The 26,967-nt window shown below is 66.1% G+C and carries 18 protein-coding genes; 15 read left to right on the forward strand and 3 right to left on the reverse strand.

The genetic code is table 11. The annotated features are described in order from the left end of the window. Window positions 1-19 precede the first annotated feature (19 nt). Window positions 20-880, forward strand: coding sequence for a 6-phosphogluconolactonase (pgl, locus tag KIH78_RS05945; protein WP_219131645.1), 861 nt, complete (start codon window positions 20-22; stop codon window positions 878-880). Window positions 881-1,307: 427 nt separating this feature from the next. Here pgl and gndA read toward each other — a convergent pair whose 3' ends face one another. Continuing rightward, window positions 1,308-2,765: an NADP-dependent phosphogluconate dehydrogenase gene (gene gndA / locus KIH78_RS05950; RefSeq protein WP_214313711.1), complete on the reverse strand. Its 1,458-nt coding sequence runs from the start codon at window positions 2,763-2,765 to the stop codon at window positions 1,308-1,310. A gap of 392 nt (window positions 2,766-3,157) precedes the next feature. Between gndA and KIH78_RS05955 the strand changes: the two genes are divergently transcribed. From KIH78_RS05955 to KIH78_RS05985, 7 genes are all read left to right on the forward strand, one after another. Then, window positions 3,158-3,415: a glutaredoxin family protein gene (locus tag KIH78_RS05955; protein ID WP_214313709.1), complete on the forward strand. Its 258-nt coding sequence runs from the start codon at window positions 3,158-3,160 to the stop codon at window positions 3,413-3,415. Between the two features lie 260 nt (window positions 3,416-3,675). Next, complete coding sequence (nrdI, locus tag KIH78_RS05960) at window positions 3,676-4,161, forward strand: class Ib ribonucleoside-diphosphate reductase assembly flavoprotein NrdI (RefSeq protein ID WP_219131693.1); 486 nt, start codon at window positions 3,676-3,678, stop codon at window positions 4,159-4,161. Between the two features lie 32 nt (window positions 4,162-4,193). Continuing rightward, the gene (nrdE, locus tag KIH78_RS05965; RefSeq protein ID WP_236034462.1) at window positions 4,194-6,338 is read left to right on the forward strand and encodes a class 1b ribonucleoside-diphosphate reductase subunit alpha; all 2,145 of its coding nucleotides are present in this window, start codon (window positions 4,194-4,196) and stop codon (window positions 6,336-6,338) included. Between the two features lie 221 nt (window positions 6,339-6,559). Further along, a complete protein-coding gene (nrdF, locus tag KIH78_RS05970) occupies window positions 6,560-7,552 on the forward strand; it encodes a class 1b ribonucleoside-diphosphate reductase subunit beta (RefSeq protein ID WP_214313705.1) in 993 nt (330 codons plus the stop codon). Between the two features lie 226 nt (window positions 7,553-7,778). Next, window positions 7,779-9,149, forward strand: a complete 1,371-nt coding sequence (locus tag KIH78_RS05975) for an ATP-binding protein (RefSeq protein ID WP_219131647.1) — start codon at window positions 7,779-7,781, stop codon at window positions 9,147-9,149. 44 nt (window positions 9,150-9,193) lie between these two features. Beyond that, entirely contained in the window at window positions 9,194-10,387 is a 1,194-nt protein-coding gene (locus KIH78_RS05980) for a pyridoxal phosphate-dependent aminotransferase (RefSeq protein WP_219131648.1), read from the forward strand. A 359-nt stretch (window positions 10,388-10,746) separates the two neighbouring features. After that, window positions 10,747-12,570, forward strand: a complete 1,824-nt coding sequence (locus tag KIH78_RS05985) for an LPXTG cell wall anchor domain-containing protein (protein ID WP_219131649.1) — start codon at window positions 10,747-10,749, stop codon at window positions 12,568-12,570. Between the two features lie 498 nt (window positions 12,571-13,068). Here KIH78_RS05985 and KIH78_RS05990 read toward each other — a convergent pair whose 3' ends face one another. After that, window positions 13,069-14,382: a putative ABC transporter permease gene (locus KIH78_RS05990; RefSeq protein WP_219131650.1), complete on the reverse strand. Its 1,314-nt coding sequence runs from the start codon at window positions 14,380-14,382 to the stop codon at window positions 13,069-13,071. A gap of 268 nt (window positions 14,383-14,650) precedes the next feature. Between KIH78_RS05990 and KIH78_RS05995 the strand changes: the two genes are divergently transcribed. From KIH78_RS05995 to KIH78_RS06005, 3 genes are all read left to right on the forward strand, one after another. After that, the gene (locus KIH78_RS05995) at window positions 14,651-16,024 is read left to right on the forward strand and encodes an APC family permease (RefSeq protein WP_219131651.1); all 1,374 of its coding nucleotides are present in this window, start codon (window positions 14,651-14,653) and stop codon (window positions 16,022-16,024) included. A 107-nt stretch (window positions 16,025-16,131) separates the two neighbouring features. Beyond that, window positions 16,132-17,535, forward strand: a complete 1,404-nt coding sequence (locus KIH78_RS06000) for a type I glutamate--ammonia ligase (protein WP_214313698.1) — start codon at window positions 16,132-16,134, stop codon at window positions 17,533-17,535. A gap of 32 nt (window positions 17,536-17,567) precedes the next feature. Then, window positions 17,568-18,800 (forward strand): amidohydrolase family protein, encoded by a 1,233-nt coding sequence (locus KIH78_RS06005; RefSeq protein ID WP_219131652.1) that lies wholly within the window; start codon window positions 17,568-17,570, stop codon window positions 18,798-18,800. Window positions 18,801-18,861: 61 nt separating this feature from the next. On the opposite strand, the gene KIH78_RS06010 is transcribed toward KIH78_RS06005, so the two are convergent. Next, entirely contained in the window at window positions 18,862-19,146 is a 285-nt protein-coding gene (locus tag KIH78_RS06010) for a hypothetical protein (protein ID WP_219131653.1), read from the reverse strand. On the opposite strand from KIH78_RS06010, the gene KIH78_RS06015 reads away from it, so the two are divergent. From KIH78_RS06015 to KIH78_RS06030, 4 genes are all read left to right on the forward strand, one after another. Beyond that, the gene (locus KIH78_RS06015) at window positions 19,132-20,787 is read left to right on the forward strand and encodes a beta strand repeat-containing protein (RefSeq protein ID WP_236034463.1); all 1,656 of its coding nucleotides are present in this window, start codon (window positions 19,132-19,134) and stop codon (window positions 20,785-20,787) included. The genes KIH78_RS06010 and KIH78_RS06015 overlap by 15 nt on opposite strands. A gap of 98 nt (window positions 20,788-20,885) precedes the next feature. Beyond that, on the forward strand, window positions 20,886-21,707 hold the full coding sequence (locus KIH78_RS06020; protein WP_219131654.1) for a hypothetical protein: 822 nt from the start codon (window positions 20,886-20,888) through the stop codon (window positions 21,705-21,707). 300 nt (window positions 21,708-22,007) lie between these two features. Then, window positions 22,008-24,776: a YhgE/Pip domain-containing protein gene (locus KIH78_RS06025; protein WP_219131655.1), complete on the forward strand. Its 2,769-nt coding sequence runs from the start codon at window positions 22,008-22,010 to the stop codon at window positions 24,774-24,776. Beyond that, window positions 24,773-26,959, forward strand: coding sequence for a YhgE/Pip domain-containing protein (locus tag KIH78_RS06030; protein ID WP_219131656.1), 2,187 nt, complete (start codon window positions 24,773-24,775; stop codon window positions 26,957-26,959). The genes KIH78_RS06025 and KIH78_RS06030 overlap by 4 nt, the downstream gene beginning before the upstream one ends. The last annotated feature ends 8 nt before the right edge of the window (window positions 26,960-26,967 follow it).

Consider the following 26,967-nt stretch of genomic DNA (forward strand, 5'->3'; position numbering starts at 1 on the left):
GACATCGAAGGAGCGCCTCATGGCAAATCGTAGGCTCATCGTTTACCCGGACAAGGATCTGATGATCCGGGCCGGTGCACGCCGCCTCACACTGACGCTGCTGGACCTGCTGTCCGAACGCGTGCCCGGCGGCGGCCGTCGTGCACGTGTCGACGTGGCGCTTTCCGGCGGTTCCGCCGCCCAGCCGCTGGGATTGGTGGCCGACGACCCGCTCGCCGCCGACATCGACTGGTCGCGCGTCCACTTCTGGTGGAGCGACGAGCGGTTCGTCCCCGCCGATTCCGCCGACCGCAATGCGCTCGTGGCGCGTCGCCTGCTGCTCGACCGTCTGGTCGCGGACGGCAGGCTGCCGGAGTCGAACATCCACGAGATTGCGCCCGACGTGCGCCCGGCCGCGGAGATCGCGAAGGTCACGGCCGACGCGGACAGCGCCGACGAGTTCGTACGTTCGGCCGCCGACGCGGAGAACGGCGATCTGCTCGACAAGGCCGCCCGCGCGTACGAATCCGAACTGGTTCGGGAGCTCGGACCGGAGCCGGTCATCGACCTGATGATTCTCGGTATGGGACCGGACGGCCACTACGCCTCGCTGTTCCCCGCCAGCTCCGGGCACCACGAGGTGCTGGTCAGCGACCGCTTGGCCGTGGGCGTGGCACACTCCCCCAAGATGCCGCCGCTGCGCGTCTCCCTGACCGCGCCGCTCATCGCCCGTTCCCGCCATACGTGGTTCTTCGCCGCTGGCGCAGGCAAGGCCGATTCGCTCGCCCACGTGTTCGCGGCGGGCGACAAGGGCGGCGACCCGGAGTACCCGTCGTCGTTCGCCGGCGGTGTGGACGAGTTCGTCTGGTTCTCCACCGACGAGACGGTGACGAAGCTGTAGTCTCGGAGCTTCAAGGCTTCTCTTCGAGCTTCCCCTTCTTTCCAAGCACAATGAATCCCGGAAATAGGCGGCTTCGTCCGGGAATCGTTGTGCTGACTCTAGGTCAGTGCAATGATTCCCGGAAAACACCGCCGCACCCCGGGAATCATTGCACTACGACGATGCCAGCACAACAAATCCCGGAGAACACCGCTGCTCTCCGGGATTTCTTGTGCTGAGATAAGGCCTCAGGCCTCGATTTCCGGCTTCGTTCTATCTTGGCCGGCTATCGCCGGCCCCGAAGAGGGCCGGGAAGCCCACAGGGCTTCCCTCTTCGATCAGCAATTATGGACTCGCCTGACGGCGAGACTCAATACTGGTGCGGCGGCACAGCCGCCGCACACCGAGCCGGTCGGAGAGCCCACAGGGCTCTCCTCAAGCCGGAAGATCAGCTTTGCTGCTCTTCCGGCTTGCCCGGCTCGGCCCACAACGTATGGAACACACCCGGCTTGTCGACGCGGCCGTAGGTGTGGGCGCCGAACAGGTCGCGCTGACTCTGGGTCAGGGCGGTGGGCAGGCGCTTGGAGCGCAGGCCGTCGTAGTAGGCCAGGGAGCTGGAGAACACCGGGGTGGGGATGCCCGCCTCGATGGCCTTGACGATCACGCGGCGCCACGCGTCCTGCGATTCGCCGATGATCTTCTCGAAGTACGGGTCGAACAGCAGCGAGGCCGGCGGGTTGTCGCCCTTGAACGCCTCGGTGATGCGGTCGAGCAGGAACTGGGCGCGGATGATGCAGCCGCCGCGCCAGATGCGGGCCACCTCGGACAGGTTGATGTCCCAGCCGTATTCCTTCGCACCGTCCTGAATCTCGTTGAGGCCCTGGGCGTAGGCGACGACCTTGGAGGCGAACAGCGCGCGGCGCACGTCCTCGATGAACGCGGCCTTCTCCTCGCCGTCCAGATCGATGGTCTTGTTCGGGCCGGCGAGCTGCTCCTTCTGGGCGGCCTCGCGCAGTTCGCCGTGGCTGGAGAGCGCACGCGCGAACACGGCCTCGCCGATGGCCGGCACGGCCGAACCGAACTCGAGGCCGGTCTGCACGGTCCACGTGCCGGTGCCCTTCATGCCGGCGTGGTCGACGACCACGTCCACGAACGGCTTGCCGGTGGCGGCGTCCTTGTGGTGCAGCACTTCGGCGGTGATTTCGATGAGGTAGGAGTCGAGGTCGCCCTTGTTCCACTCGTCGAACACGTTCGCGATCTCCTCGGCGTCCATGCCCAGGCCACGGCGCAGGATGTCGTACGCCTCGCCGATGACCTGCATGTCCGCGTATTCGATGCCGTTGTGGACCATCTTGACGAAGTGGCCGGCGCCGTCGGTGCCGATGTGGGTCACGCACGGCTCGCCGTTGACCTTCGCGGCGATCGATTCGAGGATCGGGCCGAGGGTCTTCCAGGATTCCGCGGTGCCGCCGGGCATGAGGGACGGGCCGTTGAGCGCGCCCTCCTCGCCGCCGGACACGCCGCAGCCCACGAAGTGGAAGCCCTTCGCGCGCACGGCCTTCTCACGCTTGATGGTGTCCTTGAAGAACGAGTTGCCGCCGTCGACGATGATGTCGCCCGGCTCGAAGACCTCCTCGAGCTGTTCGATGACGGCGTCGGTCGGGGCGCCGGCCTTGACCATGATGATGGCGGTGCGCGGGCGCTTCAGGGACGCGGCGAACTCCTCGAGCGTCTTGGTGGGCACGAACGCGCCTTCGGAGCCGTGCTCCTCCATGAGCTTCTCGGTACGGGAGTAGTGGCGGTTGAACAGGGCCACCGTGTTGCCGTGGTGCGCGAGGTTGCGTGCCAGGTTGGAGCCCATGGCGGCCAGTCCGATGACACCGATGTTTGCCGTAGCTTCGGCCATTTGCTTGCCTTTCAGTCGACGTCGCCCACGTTGCGGCGCGGCCGCCGGTCCCGGCGTCCCGCGTCGCGCCGCGGGCATGTTTTCCCGAGCAGAAGTCTATCCCGGCATGCGCCGGCACGCGAGCGTCGGCTCACGATTTCGGCGATGGGGGAATCGCCGTCGGCGGACGGTCCCGCGATGTGACGAAGACGACATTTTTCGTGTTGCGACGGTTCCGGCCACGGCCGGACCGTCCGTGCGGCCGGCGTGTCCATTGCGATTGCAACGATTTGCCCGGCACTACATCTAGCGAAGGTGTCGACGACACGCCACTACGGATAGCGTTTACTTCGGAACCACCGCCCGGTAATCTGGCGTCCGCACACATCCCCGGACCTCGATCGGAGACCACCATGACCGTCACCGTGTTCACCAAACCACGCTGCCCGCAGTGCGACGCCACCAAGCGTCAGCTCACCAAGCTGGGCGTCCCGTTCGAGACGGTCGATCTGACGGAGAACCCGTCCACGTTGGAACAGCTGCAGCAGGCCGGCTTCCGTCAGGCGCCGGTCGTCATCACACCGGACAACTCCTGGACCGGCTACCGCCCGGACCTGATTCGCGAGCTCGCGAAGAGCACACAGACCGCCGGGCAGACGGTCGCCGCATGAGCGTCGTCCCCAAAGTCAGCACCGCCCCGGGAGGCACCGGCCTCGAGCATCTGACCGGCCACGCGCAGTCTGGAACCCGGGCCGGCCGGCACGCACGCACCGTCTCCGGAGCGGCCGACATCGGCGCGCTGACCGGCGCCGCACCCGTCTCACGCAAGCTGAAGACCGAAACCGAATCCCCCGCCATCGCGGCCCGGCCGGCCTCGGCGTCCCGCACGACGGCCCCGGCCCATCGCAGCGCACCCATCGCCCTCACCGGCATGGGCGAGGCGCCCGCGCAGGACGCCACGACGCCGAGCGCACCGGAATCGGCCGCCGGACAAGGCAAGGCGATCGGCGCACTCGTGTACTTCTCGTCAGCCTCGGAGAACACGGCGCGCTTCGTCGCCGGACTGAAACTCGGCGAAGCGGGCATCAACGTGTACCGCATCCCGCTGAAACCGAACGGCCCCACGCTCAACGTGCGCGAACCCTACGTCGTCATGGTGCCCACCTACGGCGGCGGCGACGCACGCAAAGCCGTGCCGCCGCAGGTGAAACGCTTCCTCAACGACGCCGGCAACCGCGCATGGATCCGCGGTGTCATCGCCTCCGGCAACACGAACTTCGGCACCGCCTACGGCGCCGCCGGCGACATCATCGCCGCGAAATGCCGCGTCCCCTACCTGTACCGCTTCGAACTCATGGGCACGCGGGAGGACGCGCGCAAGGTGCGCGAGGGCCTCGTCAAGTTCTTCACGAAATAGCCGACACGGCAACCGATCGAAAGATGCATTCCATGACCACCACCTACGATCCCTCCACCGACTATCACGCGCTCAACGCGATGCTCAACCTGTACGACGAGCACGGGCTCATCCAGTTCGACAAGGACAAGGAGGCCGAACGCGCCTACGTCGCGAACGAGATCGAGCCGAACACGAAGCGTTTCGCCACGGCCGGCGAACGCCTGCGCTGGCTCATCGACCACGACTACTACGACGGCGACGTGTTCGCCCGATACGACGACGATTTTCTCGAGCGCTTCTACGCGAAGGCCGCCGCGGCCGGCTTCGAGTTCGAGACGTTCCTCGGCGCGTTCAAGTTCTTCCGCTCCTACGCGCTGAAGTCGTTCGACGGCAAGACGTACCTCGAGGACTTCCCGCAGCGTTGCGCGGCGGTCGCCCTCGACCTGGCCGCCGGCGACGAACACGCCGCCGAACGCTACCTCGAGGAGATGCTCTCCGGCCGCTTCCAGCCGGCCACGCCGACGTTCCTCAACCTCGGCAAGGCGCAGCGCGGCGAGCCGGTGAGCTGCTTCCTCGTGCGCATCGAAGACAACATGGAATCGATCTCGCGCGGCATCAACGCGGCGCTGCAGCTCTCCAAGCGCGGCGGCGGCGTGGCGCTGCTGCTCTCCAACCTCAGGGAACTCGGCGCGCCGATCAAGCACATCGAAAACCAGTCGAGCGGCGTCGTGCCGGTCATGAAGCTGCTCGAGGACTCGTTCTCGTACGCGAACCAGCTGGGCGCACGCCAAGGCGCCGGCGCCGTGTACCTCAACGCGCATCATCCGGACATCATGCGCTTCCTCGACACGAAGCGCGAGAACGCGGACGAGAAGATCCGCATCAAATCGCTCGCTCTGGGCGTGGTCGTGCCGGACATCACGTTCGAACTCGCCAAACGCAAGGAGCGGATGGCCCTCTTCAGCCCGTACGACGTGGAACGCGTGTACGGCAAGCCGTTCGCCGACATCTCCGTCACCGAGAAGTACGACGAGATGCTGGCCGACGACCGCATCAAGAAGACGTACATCGACGCGCGCAAGTTCTTCACCACGCTCGCCGAACTCCAGTTCGAATCCGGCTACCCGTACCTCGTGTTCGAAGACACGGTCAACCGCGCAAACCCGATCGACGGCCGCGTGACCATGTCGAACCTGTGCTCCGAAATCCTGCAGGTGCAGGAAGCGAGCGCATACAACGAAGACCTCACCTACGCGCACGTGGGCCGCGACGTCTCCTGCAACCTCGGCTCGCTCAACATCGCCAAGGCGATGGACGGCGGCCTCGCCGACACCGTCGAAACCGCGATCCGCGCGCTGACGGCCGTCGCCGAGCACACGTCCATCGACGCGGTGCCGTCGATCCGACGCGCCAACGAGGAAGGCCACGCCATCGGCCTCGGCCAGATGAACCTGCACGGCTTCCTCGCGCGCGAAGGCCTCGCCTACGGCTCCGACGAGGCGCTCGACTTCACCGACATGTACTTCATGACCGTCGCCTACCACGCCTACCGCGCGTCGCACGACCTCGCGGTCGAGCGCGGGCGTGCGTTCGTCGGGTTCGAACGTTCCGACTACGCCAAGCCGGCCGGCCAGGGCAACTACTTCGACAAGTACACCGACGGCCACCGCTCCATCGAACCGCACACGGCGCGCGTGCGCGACCTGTTCGCACGCTACGGCGTCGCGGTGCCGAGCGTCGCCGATTGGGAGGCGCTGCGCGACGCGATCCTGCGCGACGGGCTGTACAACCAGAACCTGCAGGCCGTGCCGCCCACCGGATCGATCTCGTACATCAACCACTCCACGTCGTCGATCCACCCGATCGCCTCCAAAATCGAAATCCGCAAGGAAGGCAAGATCGGGCGCATGTACTACCCCGCGCCGTACATGACCAACGACAACCTCGAATACTTCAAGGACGCCTACGAAATCGGATGGCAGGCCATCGTCGACACGTACGCGGCCGCCACCCAGCACGTCGACCAAGGCCTCTCGCTCACGCTGTTCTTCCCGGACACCGCCACCACGCGTGACGTGAACAAAGCCCAGATCTACGCCTGGCGCAAAGGCATCAAGACGCTCTACTACATCCGCATCCGGCAGCAGGCGCTTGAAGGCACCGAAGTGCAGGGCTGCGTCTCCTGCATGCTGTGATGGAGCGTCGTCTGCGTTGCCCCTCGGTCGACGTACCCCACGTACGCCTTCGCCCGCCGCGCCTTGACGCCGCACGCATCACACACAACCGACGATCATGAATGGAAGGGGAACATCATGTCGAAAACCGTATACCGGATGATCCTGCGCCTTACGGCACCGGAGGAATTCACCGAACAACGCAACGACAACGACGAAGACAACTGACAAGGAGAGACACCATGGCGCCGATTTCCGTGCCGCGCAAACCGCTGAAGCTCATCGACCGCGTCTCCGCGATCAACTGGAACCGTCTCGAGGACGAAAAGGACCTTGAGGTGTGGGACCGTCTGACCGGCAACTTCTGGCTGCCGGAGAAGGTGCCGGTCTCGAACGACATCCCCTCATGGCAGGCGATGAGCGAGGAGGAGCACACGCTCACGATGCGCGTGTTCACCGGCCTCACCCTGCTCGACACGATCCAGGGCACCGTCGGCGCGGTGTCGCTCATCCCGGACGCGCTCACCCCGCACGAGGAGGCCGTGTACACGAACATCGCGTTCATGGAGTCCGTGCACGCGAAGTCGTACTCGTCGATCTTCTCCACGCTATGCTCGACCGAGCAGATCGACGCCGCGTTCGCGTGGAGCGAGGAGAACGAGTACCTGCAGAAGAAGGCGCAGATCGTGCTCGACTACTACGAGGGCGACAGCCCGCTGAAGCGCAAGGTCGCCTCGACGCTGCTCGAATCGTTCCTCTTCTACTCGGGATTCTACCTGCCGATGTACTTCTCCAGCCATGCGAAGCTCACGAACACGGCCGACGTGATCCGCCTCATCATCCGCGACGAGGCCGTGCACGGCTACTACATCGGCTACAAGTACCAGCGCGGGTTGGAGCTGGTGGGCGAAGCGAAGCGCGAGGAGCTGCGCGAATACACGTACGACCTCCTGAACGAGTTGTACGACAACGAGGTGGAGTACACCGAGTCGTTGTACGGCGGCGTGGGGCTGACCGAGGACGTGGAGAAGTTCCTGCGCTACAACGGCAACAAGGCGCTGATGAACCTCGGCTACCCGGCCCTGTTCCCGGCGGAGATCTGCGACGTGAACCCGGCGATCATCGCGTCCCTCTCCCCCAACGCGGACGAGAACCACGACTTCTTCTCCGGTTCCGGCTCCTCCTACGTGATGGGCAAGGCCGAGGAGACCGACGACGACGATTGGGACTTCTGACGAAGTGACCGACAGGCGTCCGGTTCATATGAACATGGGGAACCGCGCCGTTCCGCCGTTCCCCAATGATTCCGATGTTCGATGATGGCCGATTCCGGTTCACGATTTTCACCCGGGGAATCGTGTACCACGGAGCGCCGCACATTTTATCATCTAAAAATGTGGGAGTCAGCCACATTTTTAGATGATAAAATGTGGGAGTCAGCCACATTTCAGGAGGATAATCATGGGTGAGCGACTCAGCAGAGGCCTGATGAACGACTTGTCGGCATGGAAGCAGCAGCCGAATCGCAAGCCCCTGCTGCTTCGGGGAGCCCGCCAAACCGGAAAGACATGGATCGTCAACGAATTCGGCAGACGATTCTACGACGACGTCCTGCGCATCGACTTCATGCGCGACATCGACGCCATCGGCCTGTTCGACCACACTCTCGACCCTCACACCGTCCTCGACAATCTATCCATCTATGCCGGAAGGGACATACAGCCGGGCAGGACCTTGATCTTCCTTGACGAGATCCAGGAATGTCCGCGAGCGCTCACCGCATTGAAATACCTGAGCGAGGAGACTCCGGAGCAACACATCATCGCGACCGGCTCCTATATGGGCGTGTCCAGGCATCCGGACGCATCGTTCCCCGTAGGCAAGGTCAATATGATGACCCTCCGTCCGTTGTCCTTTCTTGAGTATCTGGACAACGCCGGGCAACAACGATTGGCGGATCTGATCAGAAACGGAGAACCCGAACGCATCAACCCGACGTTCACCACGCGCCTGACCGACCTGTTGAAGCGCTACACGGTGGTCGGCGGCATGCCGGCCGCCGTATCCGCTCATCTGGGAGGTTCACCGATGCAGGAAATCCGATCCATCCAACAGGAGATTCTCGACGCATACGATCTGGATTTCTCCAAGCACGCACCACCCCGAATGCTGGAACGAATCCGATTGGTATGGCGCACCCTGCCGACCCAACTCGCCAAGGAGAACCGCAAGTTCGTATACGGCGTGGTACGCCCCGGAGCGCGAGCACGCGACTTCGAGGAGAGCATCATGTGGCTGAAGGATTATGGCATCATCCAACAGGTGCATTGCGTCACGGCGCTGCGTGAGCCATTGAATGGCTACATCGATGCCTCCACGTTCAAAATGTTCACGTCGGACATCGGCCTGCTCGGCGCGCTGGCCGGTCTCGACCCGTCCGTCGTCACCGAGAACCGCCGCGTGTTCACCGAATTCAAGGGGGCGCTGACCGAGCAATACGTCTGTCAACAGCTGGTGGCCCAAGGGTACGAGCCGACCTACTGGTCGAATCCGCAGGGTCACGCGGAGATCGACTTCTCCATCGAGAAAGACGGCGCCGTGTATCCCATCGAGGTGAAGGCGGAGCAGAATCTGCGGGCAAGAAGTCTGAAAGTGGCGTATGCGCGATTCCCTATCGTCCATGCCATACGAACCAGTCTCGCCAACTACCGTGATGAGTCATGGGTCGCCAACTTGCCTCTTTGGGCCGTTGGCGGGCTCGACCGATTCATTACGCGTCATGCTGATACGTGGAGGGAGCACCACGAATCGGACGCAACGGTGGTTGAATAGGGGTATCTGACTTCCGGTCCGGACCAAGAACAAGGAGTGGTTCCATGATCAACGAGGGATACAAGGCGATGCTGGGCGGCAAGTCCGTCATCCGCGAGCTGAGCGAGTACGCCACCGCCCGCGGCAAGGAGATCGGCTACGAGAACGTGTTCGACTACTCGCTCGGCAACCCGAGCGTGCCCGCCCCGCCGGACTTCGCGAAGACGATGGTCGACCTGTACGAGCACGGCGATCCGGTCGCGATCCACGGCTACTCCCCGTCACTCGGCATCCCGTCCGTCAAGGAGGCGATCGCCGACTCGTTGAACCGTCGCTTCGGCACCAGCTACACCGGCAACCACATCTTTCCGACGACCGGCGCGGCCGGCGCACTCGCGCATGCGATGCGCGCCGTCACCAAGCCGGGCGACGAAATCATCACGTTCGCGCCGTACTTCCCCGAATACCAGCCGTACGTGAACGGCACGGGCGCGCACCTGACCGTCATCCCGGCGGACACCGCGAACTTCCAGATCAATTTCGACGCGTTCGAGGCGGCACTCAACCCGAACGTGCAAGCCGTGCTCATCAACACGCCGAACAACCCGTCCGGCGCCGTCTACTCGGCCGAGACGCTCAAGCGTCTCGCCGCAATCCTCACCGCCAAGCAGACCGAATACGGCCACGACATCTTCCTCATCAGCGACGAACCGTACCGCGAGATCGTGTTCGACGGCGGCACGCAGCCGTACCCGGCGAACTTCTACGCGAACACGCTCACCTGCTACTCGTGGTCGAAGTCGCTGTCCCTGCCGGGCGAGCGCATCGGCTACGTGGCGGTGAACCCGACCGCCACGGACGCCGACCTGCTCGTGCCGATGATGGGCCAGATCTCGCGCGGCACCGGCCACAACTGCCCGCCGAGCTCGATCCAGCTGGGCGTCGCGAAGGTGCTCGACGAGACCTCCGACCTGAGCGTGTACGAGACGAACATGAACCTGCTGTACGACGCGCTCACCTCGATCGGCTTCGACGTGGTGCGCCCCGGCGGCACGTTCTACATCTTCCCGAAGGCGCTCGAGGAGGACGCGACCGCGTTCTGCCTCAAGGCGAAGGAGTACGACCTGATCCTCGTGCCGTCGGAGAGCTTCGGCGTGCCCGGCTACTTCCGCATGGCCTACTGCATCGACACGGAGAAGGTCAAGCGCTCGATTCCCGCGCTGGAGAAGTTCGCCCACGAGCAGTACGGCCTGAACTGATTTCCATACGGAACCGGCCGGTCCACACGGGTCGGCCGTTCGCCGTCCTGTCCCCCGCCTCGTCCCATTCCGCACCCCGTTACATTCCGTCCCATTCCGCGGGCGTACGTTCCGCACGGCAATATCCGGAGTCTTCGTCGAGAACGTACACTGACGATTCCTCAGCGTACGTTCTCGACGGCGGCGGACGATAATCCCGTCGAAAACGTACACTCCGGCCAACAGCTACCCACCCGGCCGCTCCACCCGACCGACATCTTCGCGCGACACGTCCGTTTCCTGAGCAATGTCTTAGGGGGGGGGGACGCTTGACCCCGAAGAAGCGCATCGTCAGGTGATGCGCGGGAAGGGTTACAGCCATGAAGTACATGGGCAAGGTCGCCGCCATCATCGCCGCGGCGAGCATGCTGCTCACGGGCGTCGGCACCGCATACGCCGACGACGCCACGAGCGTGAACGATGCGCCGGCCGCCGCCACGCAGCAGGACGGACAGTCCGGACAGACCGATGCCGGCACCGCCGCCGACCAGTCCGGGGTGACCGCCGGCACGGACGACAAGTCCGACGCCACGCAGCAGAACGGCTCGGGCACGACCAGCACGACCGACGAGCAGCCGAAGGCGGACGTGAAGGCGGCCACGCCGCAGTCCCAGGCCAAGGCCGCCGCATCCGGCGCCGCGATTGCCTCCGTGGACGCGCCGCAGGGCGTGCTCAAGGCCAACGTGTCCAAGAACGCCACCACGAAGCCGACGTTCAAAGTCAGCCTCACCGGCCTGACCGCCGGCAAAACCTACGGTGTGGCGAGCAACCTCAGCTATGACTCCACGAAGCCGAAGGCCGGCGATCAGGGACGCGTGTACAACACCCAGTCCTACGGGGACGGGGCTAGCACCGTGTTCACCGCCACCGACGCGACCACGACCATCGAGCTCACGTACGAGGGCGCGAACATCGCCTCCGCATGGTTCGCCCTGCTGGAAAGCGACAAGGGCATCGAATCGAACGCCGTCGAAGGCGTGTACACAAGCGTCGTCGACAGGACGGTGGACATCGTCAACCTCCCGGGCGCCATCACGCTCGGCAAGGTGCAGGTCGAGGACGTCGGCCAGCATACGGTTGGACTCAAGGCCCCCTACACGATCGACCCGAAGATCATCGGCGACGTGACCAAGATCTGCCTGGCCACCACCGTGGCCCGCGCGTACACGTTGCGCGGCAAGTTCACTGCGAACGTAGGCACCGGCGGCGAGCGCGAAGCATGGGATTGCGAAACCGGCTACGTCGACGACACGGACGACACGACCGGCGCCGCCTATCGCGTGATGAACATGGCATCGTGGGCCAACAACACCCAGACGCTGACCGGCCAGTGGTTCAGCAGGGGTTCTTGGAAGACCCCTGACGCGGGCGAGACGCTCCCCGCGTCCGGTGACATCACGAGCACCATCGTCGGCCTGAACTCCGGCACCAAGTACGGCAACTGGGGCTACGAAGGCAACGAATCCGATAGCGTCGCCGTGTTCCGTCTCCTCCAGTCCCAGACCACGGCGGACGATTCGATGTCCATGATGTACTCCGGTCTCGCGCTGACGTTCAGCGATGGATCGATGTACGTGGGCAACGGGTACCACACCGAAGACAAGGCCCTGCAGAACGTGCCCGACTTCACCACGCAGCCTGCCAAGGCCGCCGAATCCTCCGACAAGCTCACCGACGCGAACCGCAACGGCGTGATCGGCGCGAACGACGGCAAAGCGACCGCCGGCTCCACGTACCGCCTGTACGTCGACAGCCTCAAGTACACGGCCTCCTGCAAGGCGAGCATCGTGAACAACCAGTACTGCTACTGGGCGGGCTACATCTACTCCGACCCGAAGCGTCTCGCCTCGGCGGACGGCAAGTCGTCCGCGGTGCGCGTCGACGAGAACAACAAGGCGTACGTCGAATACGCCATCCCCGCCGACTACACGGGCGCGCACAAGATCGCCGTATACGACGATTCCGGCGACCTGCTCGGCTGGGCGCCGGTGACGGTCGGCAAGGCCGCTCCGGACGCCAACGGCGCCGCGAACGGCGCGAAGCTGGCGAACACAGGCGCGGCGACCGGCATGATCGCCACCGCAGCGGCCGCGTTGCTGCTCGCCGGTGCGGGACTCGTCACGTTCCGCCGTCGCCACGCGTGACGTTGCGTGACGACATGACGTGACAAGGCGTGATGGCGCGCATGTGACACGCCATCACAGCCCGTAAGGGCATCCGGACACGATGCCCGAATAGGGACGAAGGGGGAGGACCGTTTCACCGGTCCTCCCCCTTCGTCCATTCCCGCCGACCATCCGCCATGTTCCTGCTCCGCCGGCGGCCGCACCAACGCCGTCCCGCTGGCGGAAGCTGGTCCGCGAAGCGGGACTGAGCGGGACCCAGCGGGAAGATTCCGACACCATGAAACCCCCGGCTCAATCACCCGTTCTCCTGAATTTGCAGCACCGAACACCCGTTTCACCCCTATCGAAACGGGCATTTGACGCTGCCAATCGGAGATACCGGGTATTTGATACCCCCATTGGGAACGGGAGAGACCGCCTCTGGACTCCGGAGACCAAGGCGGCACAGGACGTTCCCGTCGGCGCGCCCCATGCGCCCCATGCGCCACGCCACGCCAGCCACACCAACCGCACCGATCACGCACGCCCGGCCTTGCTCGGGTCGATGGTCATCGTCTGGAACCGGTTCGCCATGTACTCGTCGCCGTAGTGCGTGGCGAACCATCGGGTGACGGGCGAATCCTGCGGCAGCCCGGCCATGCGCCCGTACCAGCAGTCGAGCGCCATCAATGTGAACACGATGTCGACGAGCATGAGCACCGCGCACACGGCCGTGAGCGAGTAGCGCACCTTCCACGGGATGCGGTTGATGAACCGCAGCAGCCACGGCAGGATCCACCGCACCCAGAACACGCCGATCAGACCCCAGAACACCATGTATTTGCCGGAGGTACGTCCGTCGATGGACAGCCACTGGCCGGTGTAGTCCCATGCGGTGATGCCGAACGCCACCTCCATGAACCAGCTGGTGGCGTATTCGAACGCGCCGCCGATCACCGCGCTCGCGCAGAAGATGAGGAACGGGTTCGACTTCCACAAACGGTTCAACGCCACGGTGACGAGCACGGCGCCGCAGCCGTAGATCGGCGAGAACGGCCCCCACAGGAGCCCCGCGCGATCCTGCCATTCGCCGTGGTACATGGCGAAGTGGTACACGGTCTCGATGGCGAGGCCGAACACGCAGGCCACGGTGAACAGCCAGAAGATGTTGAAGAAGTCGAGCGCGATGTAGCCTTTGCCGGAGGGGTCGCGTCCGAGCATGCCGGCACGTACCGCCGCATCGTAGGCGTCGCGGTCGTCCATACGTTTGAGCGCGCGCTGCAGGCGTCGCTCCTCCGCAAGCCCCGGATCGCAGGCGATGGATACGGCCACGAGCAGGACCATCTGGATGGCGGGCGCGATGAGGTTGGGGCCGAGTCCTTCCAGCGCGAGCGAGAGCATGCCGTCGGCGAGGGTGACGGGCATGAGCACGTACGCCCAGCGGGCCGCGTATCGCCGCCGGTTGCGCAGCAGCAGGACGCCGAACACGATGAGCGCGGCCGCGGCGACGATGAGCACGACGGCGTACGCGGCGGTGAGCAGCGCGGTGAGGCTCATCGCGTCGAAGGCGAGTTCGCCGCGCATGACGGCGCGTACGGCGGCGATGGATGACAGCGCGACGATGGGCAGGGTGGCGAGTCCGTCGAGCAGGACCAGCACGCCGTACACGCGGATGACGAGCGGGAGACGCCGCGCGTCGAGCGCGGTCTCCCCGTCGTCGAGCCGCGCCGCGACGAGTTGCGCCGCGACGGCCGATTCCTCGCCTTCGACGTCCGACCGTCCGGTGTCCGACCGTCCGACGTCCGATGCCGTGTCCGGCCGCGTCGCGTCCGGTTTCGCCGTCCGTCGCATATGCCACTCCCCTTCCTCGTCCGGAGCCGTTTGACGACAAGGCTACCAACGACGCCGCCCGGCTCCCGTTCTCAGCGGAACCTCGCGCCCGCATGCGGTTTTTCCTATCATCGGGGTTTCTTATGACGTCGTCCAACCAAGCCCGATACTCCACGGCGCGTGTCGGGGGCACGGCGCTGGTTGTATATGGATGCACCGCCGGTCGGGGGACCGGCGACCATCCGTCGTATACCGCCAAGGCATGCGCCTGTCCAAGAGAGGGAATCCCATGTCATCGTCAACCAGCGCCACCACGGCCCAGGCCGTGCAGCCCACGCTGCATCGTTCGCTGAAACTGTCCGATCTGACCGTCTATGGTCTGATCTTCATGATTCCGGTCGCGCCCATCGCGTTCTACGGCTCGCAGGTCGGCGGCGCGCACGGCCTGGTCGCCACCGCGTACGTGATCGGTCTGGTGGCGATGCTGTTCACCGCGTTCAGCTACATCTCCCTGTCGAAGCTCTACCCGTATGCGGGCTCCGTCTACAACTTCGTGCGTCAGGGGACCGGCAACGGCGGTCTCGGCTTCATCGCCGGCTGGGGCATCATCCTCGACTATCTGCTGCTGCCCGCGGTGACCACGCTCGTGGGCGCCGGCTTCCTCGGCCAGCTGCTGCCCGCGGTGCCGGGATGGGTATGGCCTGTGCTCATCGTCGCCATCATCGGCACGATCTCCAGCCTGGGCGTCAACATCCTGTCGAAGTTCTCGAAGGTGTTCCTCGCGCTGCAGCTGGTGCTCATCGTCTGGTTCGTGGCGGCCACGCTCGTCGCCGTCGGCAACGGCACGGTCCATTTCTCCGCGGCCGCCTTCTACAATCCGTCCGATTTCAGCTTCGCGAACGTGCTGAGCGCCACCGGTCTGGTCATCGTCTCGTTCCTCGGCTACGACGCGATCAGCACGCTGAGCGAGGAGGCGGAGCAGCCGCGCCGCAACGTGCCCCGCGCCATCATCACCTCGCTGCTCGTCATCGGCACGATCTTCGTGGTGCTCACGTTCCTCGCCGGCTCCATCCAGCCCGACTACACGAAGGTCGATCCGGATTCCGGGTTCCTCGACATCCTCGGCATCGTCGGCGGCCAGCCGCTGCAGGTGTTCGCCAGCATCGTGATCGTCCTGTCGTTCTCGCTCGCCTCCGGCGAGGAGTGCGTCACGTCCGTATCCCGCGTCCTGTACGCGGTGGGCCGCGACGGCCTGCTGCCGGGCGCGTTCGGCAAGCTGAACGAACGGTTCCGCACGCCGCTGTTCGCCACCGTCGTGGTCTCCGTGGTCACCTTGGTGCTGTCGCTCGCCACCACGACCGATGTGATCGGCAACGTCGTGAGCTTCGGTGCGCTGTTCAGCTTCATCCTGCTGAACCTCACCGTGGTGTGGCATCTGTTCGTGAAGAGCGATGACAGGAGCCTGAAATCGGTGCTCGCGCACGTCGTGTCCCCGCTGATCGGCGCCGCCGTCAGCCTGTGGATCTTCACCGGCCTGGGCGTCCTCTCGTGGAGCATCGGCGTGGTCTGGCTCGTGTTCGGCCTGCTGATCCTCGCCGTGCGCACCCACGGGTTCCGCGTGAACCTCGGCAAGGAGGGGAACCTCGCCGCCTACTTCGCCTGACGCGACCGACGCGTCCACGCGACCGGCACGACCATCCAACACAACACAACCGATTCATCCAACGAAACCCAACCAACACCTCGACATCATCCGAAAGGGCATCGCACATGACCATCCAGCAGCACACGGCCTCGGCCGTCTCCTCCATCACCACCGACATCGCCGGCGGCTCGTCGGCGGCCGCCCCCGCGCCGCACGCGCCGGAGCTCGTGCAGGGCACGTTCGTCGACCTGGCGGGCGTGACCCGCGCGAAGAACGTGCCCGCCCGCCGCCGCGAGGTGTTCGCGAAGAACGGCCTGGGCGCGCCGAAGGTGTGGGTCGTGTTCAACGCGGACAACAACTTCGCGGAGAACGACACGTTCAACGTGACCGGCGACCTGCGCCTGCGCCTCGACACCGCGGCCCTGCGCCACTTGGACGAGCACATCGTGTGGGGGCCGACGAACCTCGCGAACCAGGACGGCACGCCCAGCGAGTACGATCCGCGCACCACGCTCGCCAAGGTGGAGGAGCGCGCCGAACAGGCCGGCTATTCCGCGCAGTTCGGCTTCGAATTCGAGTTCCTGCTGCTGCCGGACGAGATCGCGGACGAGAAGCGCCCGGACATCTTCTCCCGCCCGTGGCTCGGATACGGCGCGCAGCCGTTCATCGAGCAGGACGCGTTCTTCGCGGACCTGACCGTCGCCGCGGATGCGGCCGGCATCGAGCTCGAGCAGCTGCACACGGAGTGGGGCACCCGCCAGTACGAGGTGTCCGTCGCCCCGGACACGCCGGTCGCGGCCGCGGACAAGGCCGTCCTGTTCAAGCTGCTCGTCAAGCGCACGGCGGCCCGTCACGGGCTCAAGGCCGTGTTCTCCCCGAAGCCGTTCCCGGATCAGGCCGGCAGCGGCGGCCACATCCACTTCTCCCTGACCCGTCTGGAGAACGGCGAGCACCTGTTCTCCGGCGGCCAGGGCGTGTACGGACTGACCGCCGAGGGCGGGCATGCAATCGCCGGCGTGCAGGCGCATCTGGCCGAGCTCACCGCGATCCTGTCCGGCTCTCCAGTCTCGCTGCTGCGTCTGCAGCCGGACACCTGGTCCGGCGCGGCCATCGGCTGGGGTCTGGAGAACCGCGAGGTCGCAATCCGCTATGCGGCGGCCACGCTCGGCAACCCGCGCGGCGCGAACATCGAGATCAAGACCGGCGACGCTGCCGCCAACCCGTATCTGGCGTTGACCGGTCTGCTGTCCGCCGCGCTCGACGGCATCGAGCAGTCCCAGCCGCTGTTCAAGCCCACCGAAGGCATTCCCGCCTCGTTCTCCGACGAGGAGAAGCGGGAGCGCGGCCTCGTTCCGTTCCCGAACGACTTCGACGAGATCACCCGCCTGTTCGGCGAGTCGAAGGCCACGCGTCGTTGGTACGGCGACGGCATCGTCGATGCGGTCGTCGCGATCCGCGGCCTCGTCAAGGCCACGTACGGCGACACCCCCGACGACGAGCTCACCTACCTGTTCCGCCACGTGTGGTGACATCCGTCGTGAATCACGTAGTGGATCCCCTCGTGGGTGACGGCATGTCCGGGCCCGCGGCCCGCCGTGATGGCGGCGCCGCGGGCCCGGCGCCGTCCGCCCATGCGATGCGCGTGCCGTTGGTGGACGCGCACGCGCACACCCTGTACCGCGGTCCCGTCGACGCCCGTCTGTTCACGCAGGCGATGTTCCTCGCCGACCTGCCGGGTTCGGGCGGCGACGCCGCTCGGGACGAGCGTCGTCTCGAGCGATTGCTCGACGGCCGGCTCGGGTGCGCGCTCGTGCGTCTCGCCCGAGCGTACGGCGACGACGCCGATTCCGGCACCTCCTCCCCTGCCGACGCGCGCGCCTACTGGCGCACGCGCGGCGGACGCGGGTACGAGGACCGTCTGTTGCGCGCCTGCGGCGTGCGCACGTGGGTGCTCGATACCGGCGCCGCGGCCGATGTCATGGAGACGCCGCGCGGGTTCCTCGCGCGTGCTGCGGGCTCGCGCGCCGCACGCGTCGTGCGGTTGGAAACCGTCGCGGAACGCGTGCTGCAGGCCGGCGACGACGCGACGTTCCCCGGCCGGTTCCGCGACGCGCTCCGTACGGAGTCGGCGGCGGGCGACGACGGCGTGCCCGTCGTCGGATTCAAAAGCGTCGCCGCCTACCGCACCGGATTCGCCATCGACTGGAGCCGTCCGGACGATGCGCACGTGGTCGAGGCCGTCGCGCGTCTCGACGCGTCCGGACGCGCGCGGCTGGCGGACCCGACCGTCGAAGCGTTCATCGTGCATGAGGCGCTGCGCTACGGTCTGCCCGTCCAGTTCCATGTGGGGTTCGGCGACGCCGAGGCCCGCGTGCACGACGTCGATCCGACGCTGCTCGAACCGCTCGTGCGCACGGGCGCGCCGATCCATCTTCTGCACTGCGCGCCCTACGAACGTCAGGCCGCGTGGATGTGCGCCACGCATCCGAACGTGGTTATGGATCTGAGTCTCGCCGTCATGCATGCTGGTGTACAGGGCGCCCGGGCGCTGCTGGAACGCGCGCTGCAATGGTGTCCGTTCGGCCAGCTGCTGTACGCCTCCGATGGGTTCGGTGTGGCCGAGACGCATGCGCTCGGCGCGCTCATCTGGCGTCGCGCCGTCGGCGCGCTGGCCGACGACTGGACGGCGCAGGGCGTCTGGGACGCGGCGCAGGCCAGCAGGGTCATCGACGCCCTCGCCCACGGCAACGCCGAGCGGCTGTACCGGCTGGCATGTCCCCAGCCCCGCGGGTAAGCCGCGCTCCCAAGAGACCTCCACACCCTGCCCAAACCCCCGTTCTCCGGGATTTGCAGCGTCAAACACCCGATTCGATGGTGCCCAAACGGGTATTCGGCTCTGCAAACCGCAGATAACGGGTATTCCAGCCCATATTCTTCGATCGGCCACGCCAGACGGAACCGCTTTCAGGAAACGTCCAAGAATCATGCAGAGCACGCTTCGCAAGGTCAAAGACGACCTGCACGTCCACGCAAGGGCGCTCCCCGGAACGGGCGGTGTACTGGGTATCAACAACGAAGACGCCCGTCACCGCAAGCACGAGACGGGCGCGAGGAAAGGCACCATCATGAAGCATCTGCATCAGGCATCCGGCAAGCGGCGGATCCCGGCCCTCAAGGCCGCGGACGGCACCCGCAACGCGAGGCGCGACGCGCGCGGCCGCGCCGTCGCCTCCTCCACCGGCGCGGTCGTCGGCTTCGCCGCGGCGGCCGCCCTGGTCGTCGGCTTCGGCGGCGGCGCAGCCGGCATGGCCGTCCTGCGCGCCACGAGCACGGGATCCGGCGCCAACGGCACCATCACCAACCAGATGGGCGGCATGGGCGGCGCGGACACCATGAGCTACGACTACACCGGCACGTACACGGCGGCGCTCACCGCCGACGGCAAGGAGGTCACGTCGGACGGCGAGACCACGTCCGCAACCTCATCGGACCAGAACGCGGCCCTCGCGCAGAACGGCGGCACGCTCGCCATCACGGACGGCACGCTCACCAAATCGGGCGATTCGGACAATGCGGACAACAACAACTTCTACGGCACGAACTCCATCTCGCTGACCGTGGGAGAAGGCTCGACCACCGCGATCTCCGGTTCGAAGCTCACCGCCGACTCGTCCGGCTCGAACGCCGTGTTCGCCACGGACTCCGGCACCGCGCTCGTCAACGACACGACGATCGCCACGACCGGCGACAACTCGCGAGCGCTGGACGCCACCTACGGCGGCACGATCCTTGCCGGCGAGGTCACGGCGGACACGCAGGGCGACCATTCCGCCACCGTGGCCACGGACCGCGGCGGCGGCTCGATCTCCCTCAACGACGCCGACCTCACGACGGCCGGCTCCGGTTCCCCGCTGCTGTACTCCACCGGCGACATCCAGGTGACGAACGTGACCGGCACCTCCTCCGGCTCGCAGATCGCGGGCATGGAGGGTCTCAACACGATCCTCATCAAGGATTCGACGCTCACCAGCACGATCACCGACAAGACGGCGAGCGACCCGGTGGCCAACGGCGTCATCATCTACCAGTCGACCTCCGGCGACGCCGAGTCCACGACCGGCGAGCACGCCACGTTCCAGACGGCCGATTCCACGCTGAAGTCGTCCATCCAGTCCGGCTCGATGTTCTACTTCACGAACACCACGGCCGACGTGGTCCTCTCGAACACCACGCTCGACTTCGACTCCTCGAAGGCGGCGCTCATCACGGCGGCCGGCAATGACGCCAACAACTGGGGTTCGGCCGGATCGAACGGCGCGACAGTGACGTTCACCGGGCGCAACCAGACGCTTGAGGGCACGGTTTCGGCGGACACGATCTCGTCGGTCACGCTAAACCTGCTGGACGGCTCGACGTGGACCGGTTCCGCCTCGATCACAGAGAACGCGAGCGCGACGGACGACGCGAAGACCGACGCCCCGATCACGGTGAACGTCGACGGCTCCTCCACGTGGGTGGTGACCGACGACACCACCGTCTCCGCGCTCAACGTGGCGTCCGGCGGCAAGGTCGTCGACGCGTCCGGCAGGACCGTCACCATCACGTCCGGCGGCAAGACCGTCGTGCAGGGCGATTCCGACGTAACGGTCACGGTGAGCGGCGACTACTCGACGTCGCTGCCCGACGCGGCCACGTCCGACGACACCGAGCTCAGCAGCGACCTCATCGACCGTTCCGCGTACGACAACCGGTTCGGCACGTCGACCTCCTGGTCGATGTGAGATCGTTCCGCCGCGGCCGGTGACGGCCGCGGCACCACCCCATCCGATTCCGACGATTCCCGTTTCATCACACTGCATCACCCACGAAAGGCATCATCATGAGCACCACCAACGATTCCACCAACAACCCCGTCAACGACACGACCGTCACCCTCCCGCCCGCGGAAGCAACGGCGGACGGCCGGAGCGCGGCCGAGACCACGGTCATCGAACAGCGCCCCACCGCGGAAGCGGCGGCCACGCCGGTCCAGGAGCCGGCCGCCGCACAACCCGCCGCACCGACGGCGGCGGAGGCGACGCGTACCGAACCCCGCACCGAACAGTACGGCGCGCAGAACGCGTTCGGCACCGCGTACGGCGTCGACCCGCGCACCGGGCAGACCTACCGTCCGACGTACCAGCCCCCGGTCGAAGGCGGCTATGCCGGAGCCGGATACGGCTCCGGAACACCCACCGGCAACGGCGGCTACGGATACGCGCCGGCGGCACCGGGCGCTCCCGCGAACGGTTCCGGCGCGGCGACGGCCGTCAAGGACGGCAAGGACGGCGGGCGCAAGCTGGGCGGCAAGACCATCGCCATCATCGCCGGCGTGACGCTGGTGTGCGGCCTGCTGGGCGGCGTGGCCGGCGGCTACACGGTGAGCGCGCTGACCAAGTCCAGCTCCCCGGAGACCAGCCAGATGGGACAGATGTCCGGCGGTTCGTCCGAGGGCTTCGCGCCCGGCGGCCAGAGCGGCCAAGGCGGCGGCATGGGCATGCCCGGCGGCGGCCCCGGCGGCCAGAGCTCCGGCTCCGACGGCTCCTCGGATTCCAACGGGTCCGGCTCCTCCAGCGGCTCGTCCAGCGGCTCCGGCTCCTCCAGCGGCTCCAGCTCGTCGTATGACGGCTCGTCCTCCTCCGGCGACTCCATCGCCTCCTGAGGCTTCCCGCCGGTTCCCATCCGCCCCCGCATCGCGCACCGCGATGCGGGGGCTTCGTCATGCGGATTACCGAATCCATTAATTAGACAGATTGACCACCAACACGGCAATCCCCACCATTCCTCCATTCCCCTCGGCTACAGTGGCGGATGGCGGCCTTCCGTCGGCCCAAAATTGACGGAACGTCAAGACATGATGCCGCAACGGACCGCACACGGCGGCGCAGGCATCGGACATCACGGAGCGCACGGGCCGGCGGCCCGCGGAGAAACAACCGAAGCAAGGAATGGGAAGACAGGCATGGGCAACGTTCTCGCGATCCTCAAGCGCGACCTCATCCGCATGCTCAGAGTGCCGGCCGCGTGGGTGATCGCCTTCGGCCTGGTATTCATACCACCGCTGTACGCGTGGTTCAACATCGTGGGATTCTGGAACCCGTACGGCAACACGCAGGGCATTCAGGTCGTCATCGCCAACAACGACAAGGGCACCACCAACGCGCTCATCGGCAAGGCCAACCTCGGCGACCAGATCGTCACGCAGCTCAAGGCCAACCACCAGCTCGGCTGGACGTTCGCGGACGAGACCGAAGCCCTGAACCGCGTGGAATCCGGACAGGCGTACGCGGCCATCGTCATCCCCAAAGACTTCAGCGACCGCCTGGCCGGCGTCGTCACCGGCGGAGGCCGGCCCGAACTCAGGTACTACGTCAACGAGAAGGCCAGCGCCATCGCGCCGAAGATCACCGACGTGGGCGCGAGCACCGTGGACAACCAGGTCAACGGCACCTTCGTCTCCACCGTGAGCAAGACGCTCTCCGAAGCGGTGAACAAGGCCACCGACCAGGCCGGCCTCACCGCGGGCTCCATCCAGACGAAAACCCTGAAATCGCTGGAGAACGCCGAACGCGACATCACCAAGACCCGCGCATCCATCGCCAAACTCAGCGCCAAGCTCGACGAGACCCCGGACAAGACGAAACAGGCGCGGACCGCACTCGACGACGTCAAACGCCTCGGCACCGACGCCAGCGACGGACTCACCAGCGTCTCCGACATCATCGGCGGCACGCAGACCACGCTCAACGGCTTCGTCACCAACACGTCCGGCGCGCTCGACACCGGCTCGACGCTCCTTTCACAGACCTCGCAGCAGACCACCGACAGCATCGGCAAGGTGACCGGCGGACTCGCCGCCGCCAACGGCGCGGCGGACGACGCGGTCACCACGCTCACCGCCGTGAACACGGCCAACAAGAAGGTCATCGACCAGCTCAACGGCATCATCGGACAGCTGCCCAGCACCAACGGCGTCGAAGCGCTCCAGAAGATCGTCGACCGGCTCGACAAACAGAACGCGAACACCGCGCAGACCCTCGCCGACGCGAAGACCCTCACCAAGGACACCGCGAACACCATCACCTCCGTGAACGGGCTCGCCACGAACTTCAACAACGCCACACAAACCACGCTCGGCGCCACCGGCGACGCGCGCACCGCCCTCACCACCGGCGCGCTGCCCAAACTCAACGCATCGCTGGGATCGCTCGCCGGCACCGCCGGCACGCTCGGCGGCGGACTCACCGCGCAATCCACGCTCATCGACCAGACCGGCACCGTGCTCGACCAGCTCGACAAGGCCGCCGCCGACACGAAGAAGGCCCTGGCCGACACCGACAAGGCGCTCGAACGCACCGCCGACAAGATCGCCACCGTCCGCACCGACATCGAGGCGCTCGACACCTCCAGCGCGCTCTCCGGCCTGTTCGGCGAGGACGGCAAGCTCGACACCGAACGCATCGCCAAGTTCATGCTCTCCCCCACCGTGCTCGACACGCAGATCCTCTACCCGGTGAACTCGTACGGCTCCGGCATGGCGCCGCTGTTCACCAACATGGCGCTGTGGGTGGGCGCATTCGCGCTGGCCGTGATCCTCAAACTCGAGACCGACGACGAGGGCATCGAGAACATGACCATCACACAGGGCTACATGGGACGCTTCCTCCTGTACGCCATCCTCGCGCTCGCGCAGGGATTCGTCACCACGGTAGGCAACCTCGTCATCGGCGTGCAGACCGTGAACGCGTTCATGTACATCCTCACCGGCATGATCACCTCGTTCGTGTACGCCTCGCTCGTCTACGCGCTCTCCACCACGTTCCTGCACGTGGGCAAGGGCATCTGCGTGGCGCTCATCATCCTGCAGATCCCAGGCGCGTCCGGCCTGTACCCCATCGAGATGATGCCGGACTTCTTCCGCAACCTGTACCCGTTCTTCCCGTTCACCTACTCCATCGACGCGTTCCGCGAGGCCATCGGCGGCTTCTACGACGGCCACTGGCTCAACAAGATCGGCCACCTGCTGCTGTTCGTCATCGCCTCGTTCGCGCTCGGTCTGCTCATCCGGCCGCTCATGGCGAACGTGAACCGACTGTTCGCGCGCGAAATCGAGGAGAGCGACATCATCATCGGCGAGCAGGTGCACATGCCCGGCACCGAATACCGCGTCTCCGCGGCGCTGCGCGTCCTGAGCGACCACGAGGACTACCGCGAGGGCCTCGAACGCCGCGCCGCCCAGTTCGCCGTGCACTACCCGCGCCTCAAGCGCGGCGCGCTCGTCGCCGGGCTCGTCGTGCCCGTCATCCTGGCGGTCACGTTCTCGCTCACACCGAACACGAAGCTCGAGGCGATGCTCGCCTGGCTGATCTGGATCCTCATCATCATCGCGTTCCTCATCACCATCGAATACATGCACGACAGCCTGCGCCGCCAGCGCGAGCTCGGCAACCTGGACGACGACGCCATCCGCGCCTACATCCAGCGACGCGAACGCGCCAAGGCGCGCGCCCGGGCACGCAAACGCGAGCGGGTGCGCGAGAAGCTCGCCAATCCGCTGGCCCCGGCGGCCGCGCCGTCGCATGCGGCGCACACGAAGGCCGGCACGACCGGCACGGATCAGGCCGTCACGCAGCGAATGGCCCCCATCACCCCCGGCGACATCGACTTCACCGACATCATCGACCCCACACACGGCACACACGACGCACACGAAGGAAGGCACGCGCAATGAGGACCATCTGGCACCTGTTCACCGGCGACGTGCGCCGGCTGTTCAGCAACATCGTCTCCGTCATCATCGTCATTGGACTGACCGTCATCCCCGGCCTGTTCTCCTGGTTCAACATCACCGCCAGCTGGGACCCGTTCGCCAACCTCAAGAACCTCAAGTTCGCCGTGGCCAGCGTGGACAAGGGCTACCAGTCCGACCTCATCCCGGTGAAGATCACCATCGGCGACACCGTCGTCAACACGCTGCGCGCCAACTCGCAGCTCGACTGGACCATCACCACCAAGACCGACGCGATCGACGGCACCAAATCCGGCAAATACTACGCGGCCATCGTCATCCCCAAGGACTTCAGCCAAAAGATGATGACGTTCTTCTCCGCCGACGCCTCCAACGTGGACATCGCCTACTACGAGAACGAGAAGAAGAACGCGCTCGCCCCGAACCTCACCACCGAGGGCGCCAGCGAGGTCAGCACGCAGATCAACGAGATGTTCGCCGAGACGCTCACCGGCACGGCGCTGTCCATCGCCTCCCAGCTGGCCGACGACCTGTCCGACCCGAAGGCGTCCGCCGCGCTCGGCCGGTTCAGCGCCAACATCGGCGACTTCGCCACCAGCCTCACCGACGGCGCCTCCACCCTCAACGACTACGCCTCGCTCACCGACGCCGCCGGCACGCTGCTCACCAACTCCACGCAGCTGCTCGGCCAGGCCTCCAGCGCCGCCACGGACGCGGGCAAGCAGCTCAAGAGCGCCAAGACCAGCGCCACCGGGCTCACCGGAGCCATGGGCGACGCGGCCGAAGCCCTCTCCCAGGCGCTGTCCACCAGCGCCGACAGCTACGGCGCCGTGGCCGACTCCATCGACGGGCTCTACTCCACGGCCGGCACGCAGGCCGAGGACACCGCCAAGGCGCTGGACACGCAGTCGTCGCACGTGCAGGCGCAGATCGACGAATACCGGAAGATCCGCGACGACATCGCCTCGCTGCAGCAGCAGCTGCCCGGCAACCTGCAATCGCTGCTCGACCCGATGCTCACCCAGCTGGACGCCGCCATCGACCTGCAGGCCAACGTGAAGTCGCGGCTCGACGACGCGGCGGCGGCCGTACGCGCCAAGAACTCGAGCGCACAGGACCAGCACACGCAGGTCAAGGAGCTCGCCAAGCAGGCCAAGGCCAGCATCGCCGGCGTGAAGGCCGATTTCGATGCGAACGTGAAACCGCAGCTCACCAAGCTCAACGCCTCAGTGAACGACGCGACGCGCGTGCTCGACTCCGGCGCCGCGAAGCTCAAGACCACGCTCAAGGACCTCGACGGCACCGCGAAGGACGCGAACGCCAGCCTCAAGGACGTGCACGACACGCTCACCGGCGTGGCCGACAAGCTCACCAAGGCCGGCACCGAACTCGGCACGTTCAACGACAAGCTCGCCAAGGCGCTCGACAGCGGCGACATGAGCATGGTCAAGGAGGTGCTCGGCAACAACCCCGAGACCCTGGCCGCCACGCTCGCCGCGCCCGTGGCGCTCAAGCGCAAGGCCGTGTTCCCCGTGGACAACTTCGGTTCCTCGCTGGCGCCGCTCTACCTCGTCATCCCGCTGTGGGTGGGCGCGCTGCTCATGGCCGTGACGCTCAAGACCACCGTCTCGCGCCGCGTGCGCCGCGAACTCGGCGACCCGAAGCCGCATCAGATGTATCTGGGGCATTACGGGGTGTTCGCGCTCATCGCACTGGCGCAGAGCACGTTCTCCTTCGGCGGCGCGCTGCTGTTCATCCACGTGCAGGCCGTGCACCCGCTGCTGTTCATGCTCACCGGCTGGGCGAGCTCGCTGCTGTTCTCGTTCTTCGCGTACACGATGGTGGTGAGCTTCGGCAACGTGGGCAAGGCGATCGGCGTGCTCATGCTCATCGTGCAGATCTCCGGCTCCAACGCCGCCTACCCGCTGCAGGTGCTGCCCGGATGGATCGGGGCGATCAGCCCGTTCCTGCCGGTCACGCATTCGGTGACGATGATCCGTGCGGCCATCGCCGGCGTCTACGACATGGACTATTGGCGCGCCCTCGGGCAGCTGTTCCTGTTCGTGCCGCCGTTGCTGCTCGTCGGGCTCGTGCTCAGGAAGCCGCTGGTCAGGTTCAACCAGTGGTATGTGGCCAAGGTGGAAAGCACCAAGGTGGTGGCGTAGCGGCGCAT

This window comes from Bifidobacterium saguinibicoloris, from assembly GCF_019331725.1.
Classification (GTDB): domain Bacteria; phylum Actinomycetota; class Actinomycetes; order Actinomycetales; family Bifidobacteriaceae; genus Bifidobacterium; species Bifidobacterium saguinibicoloris.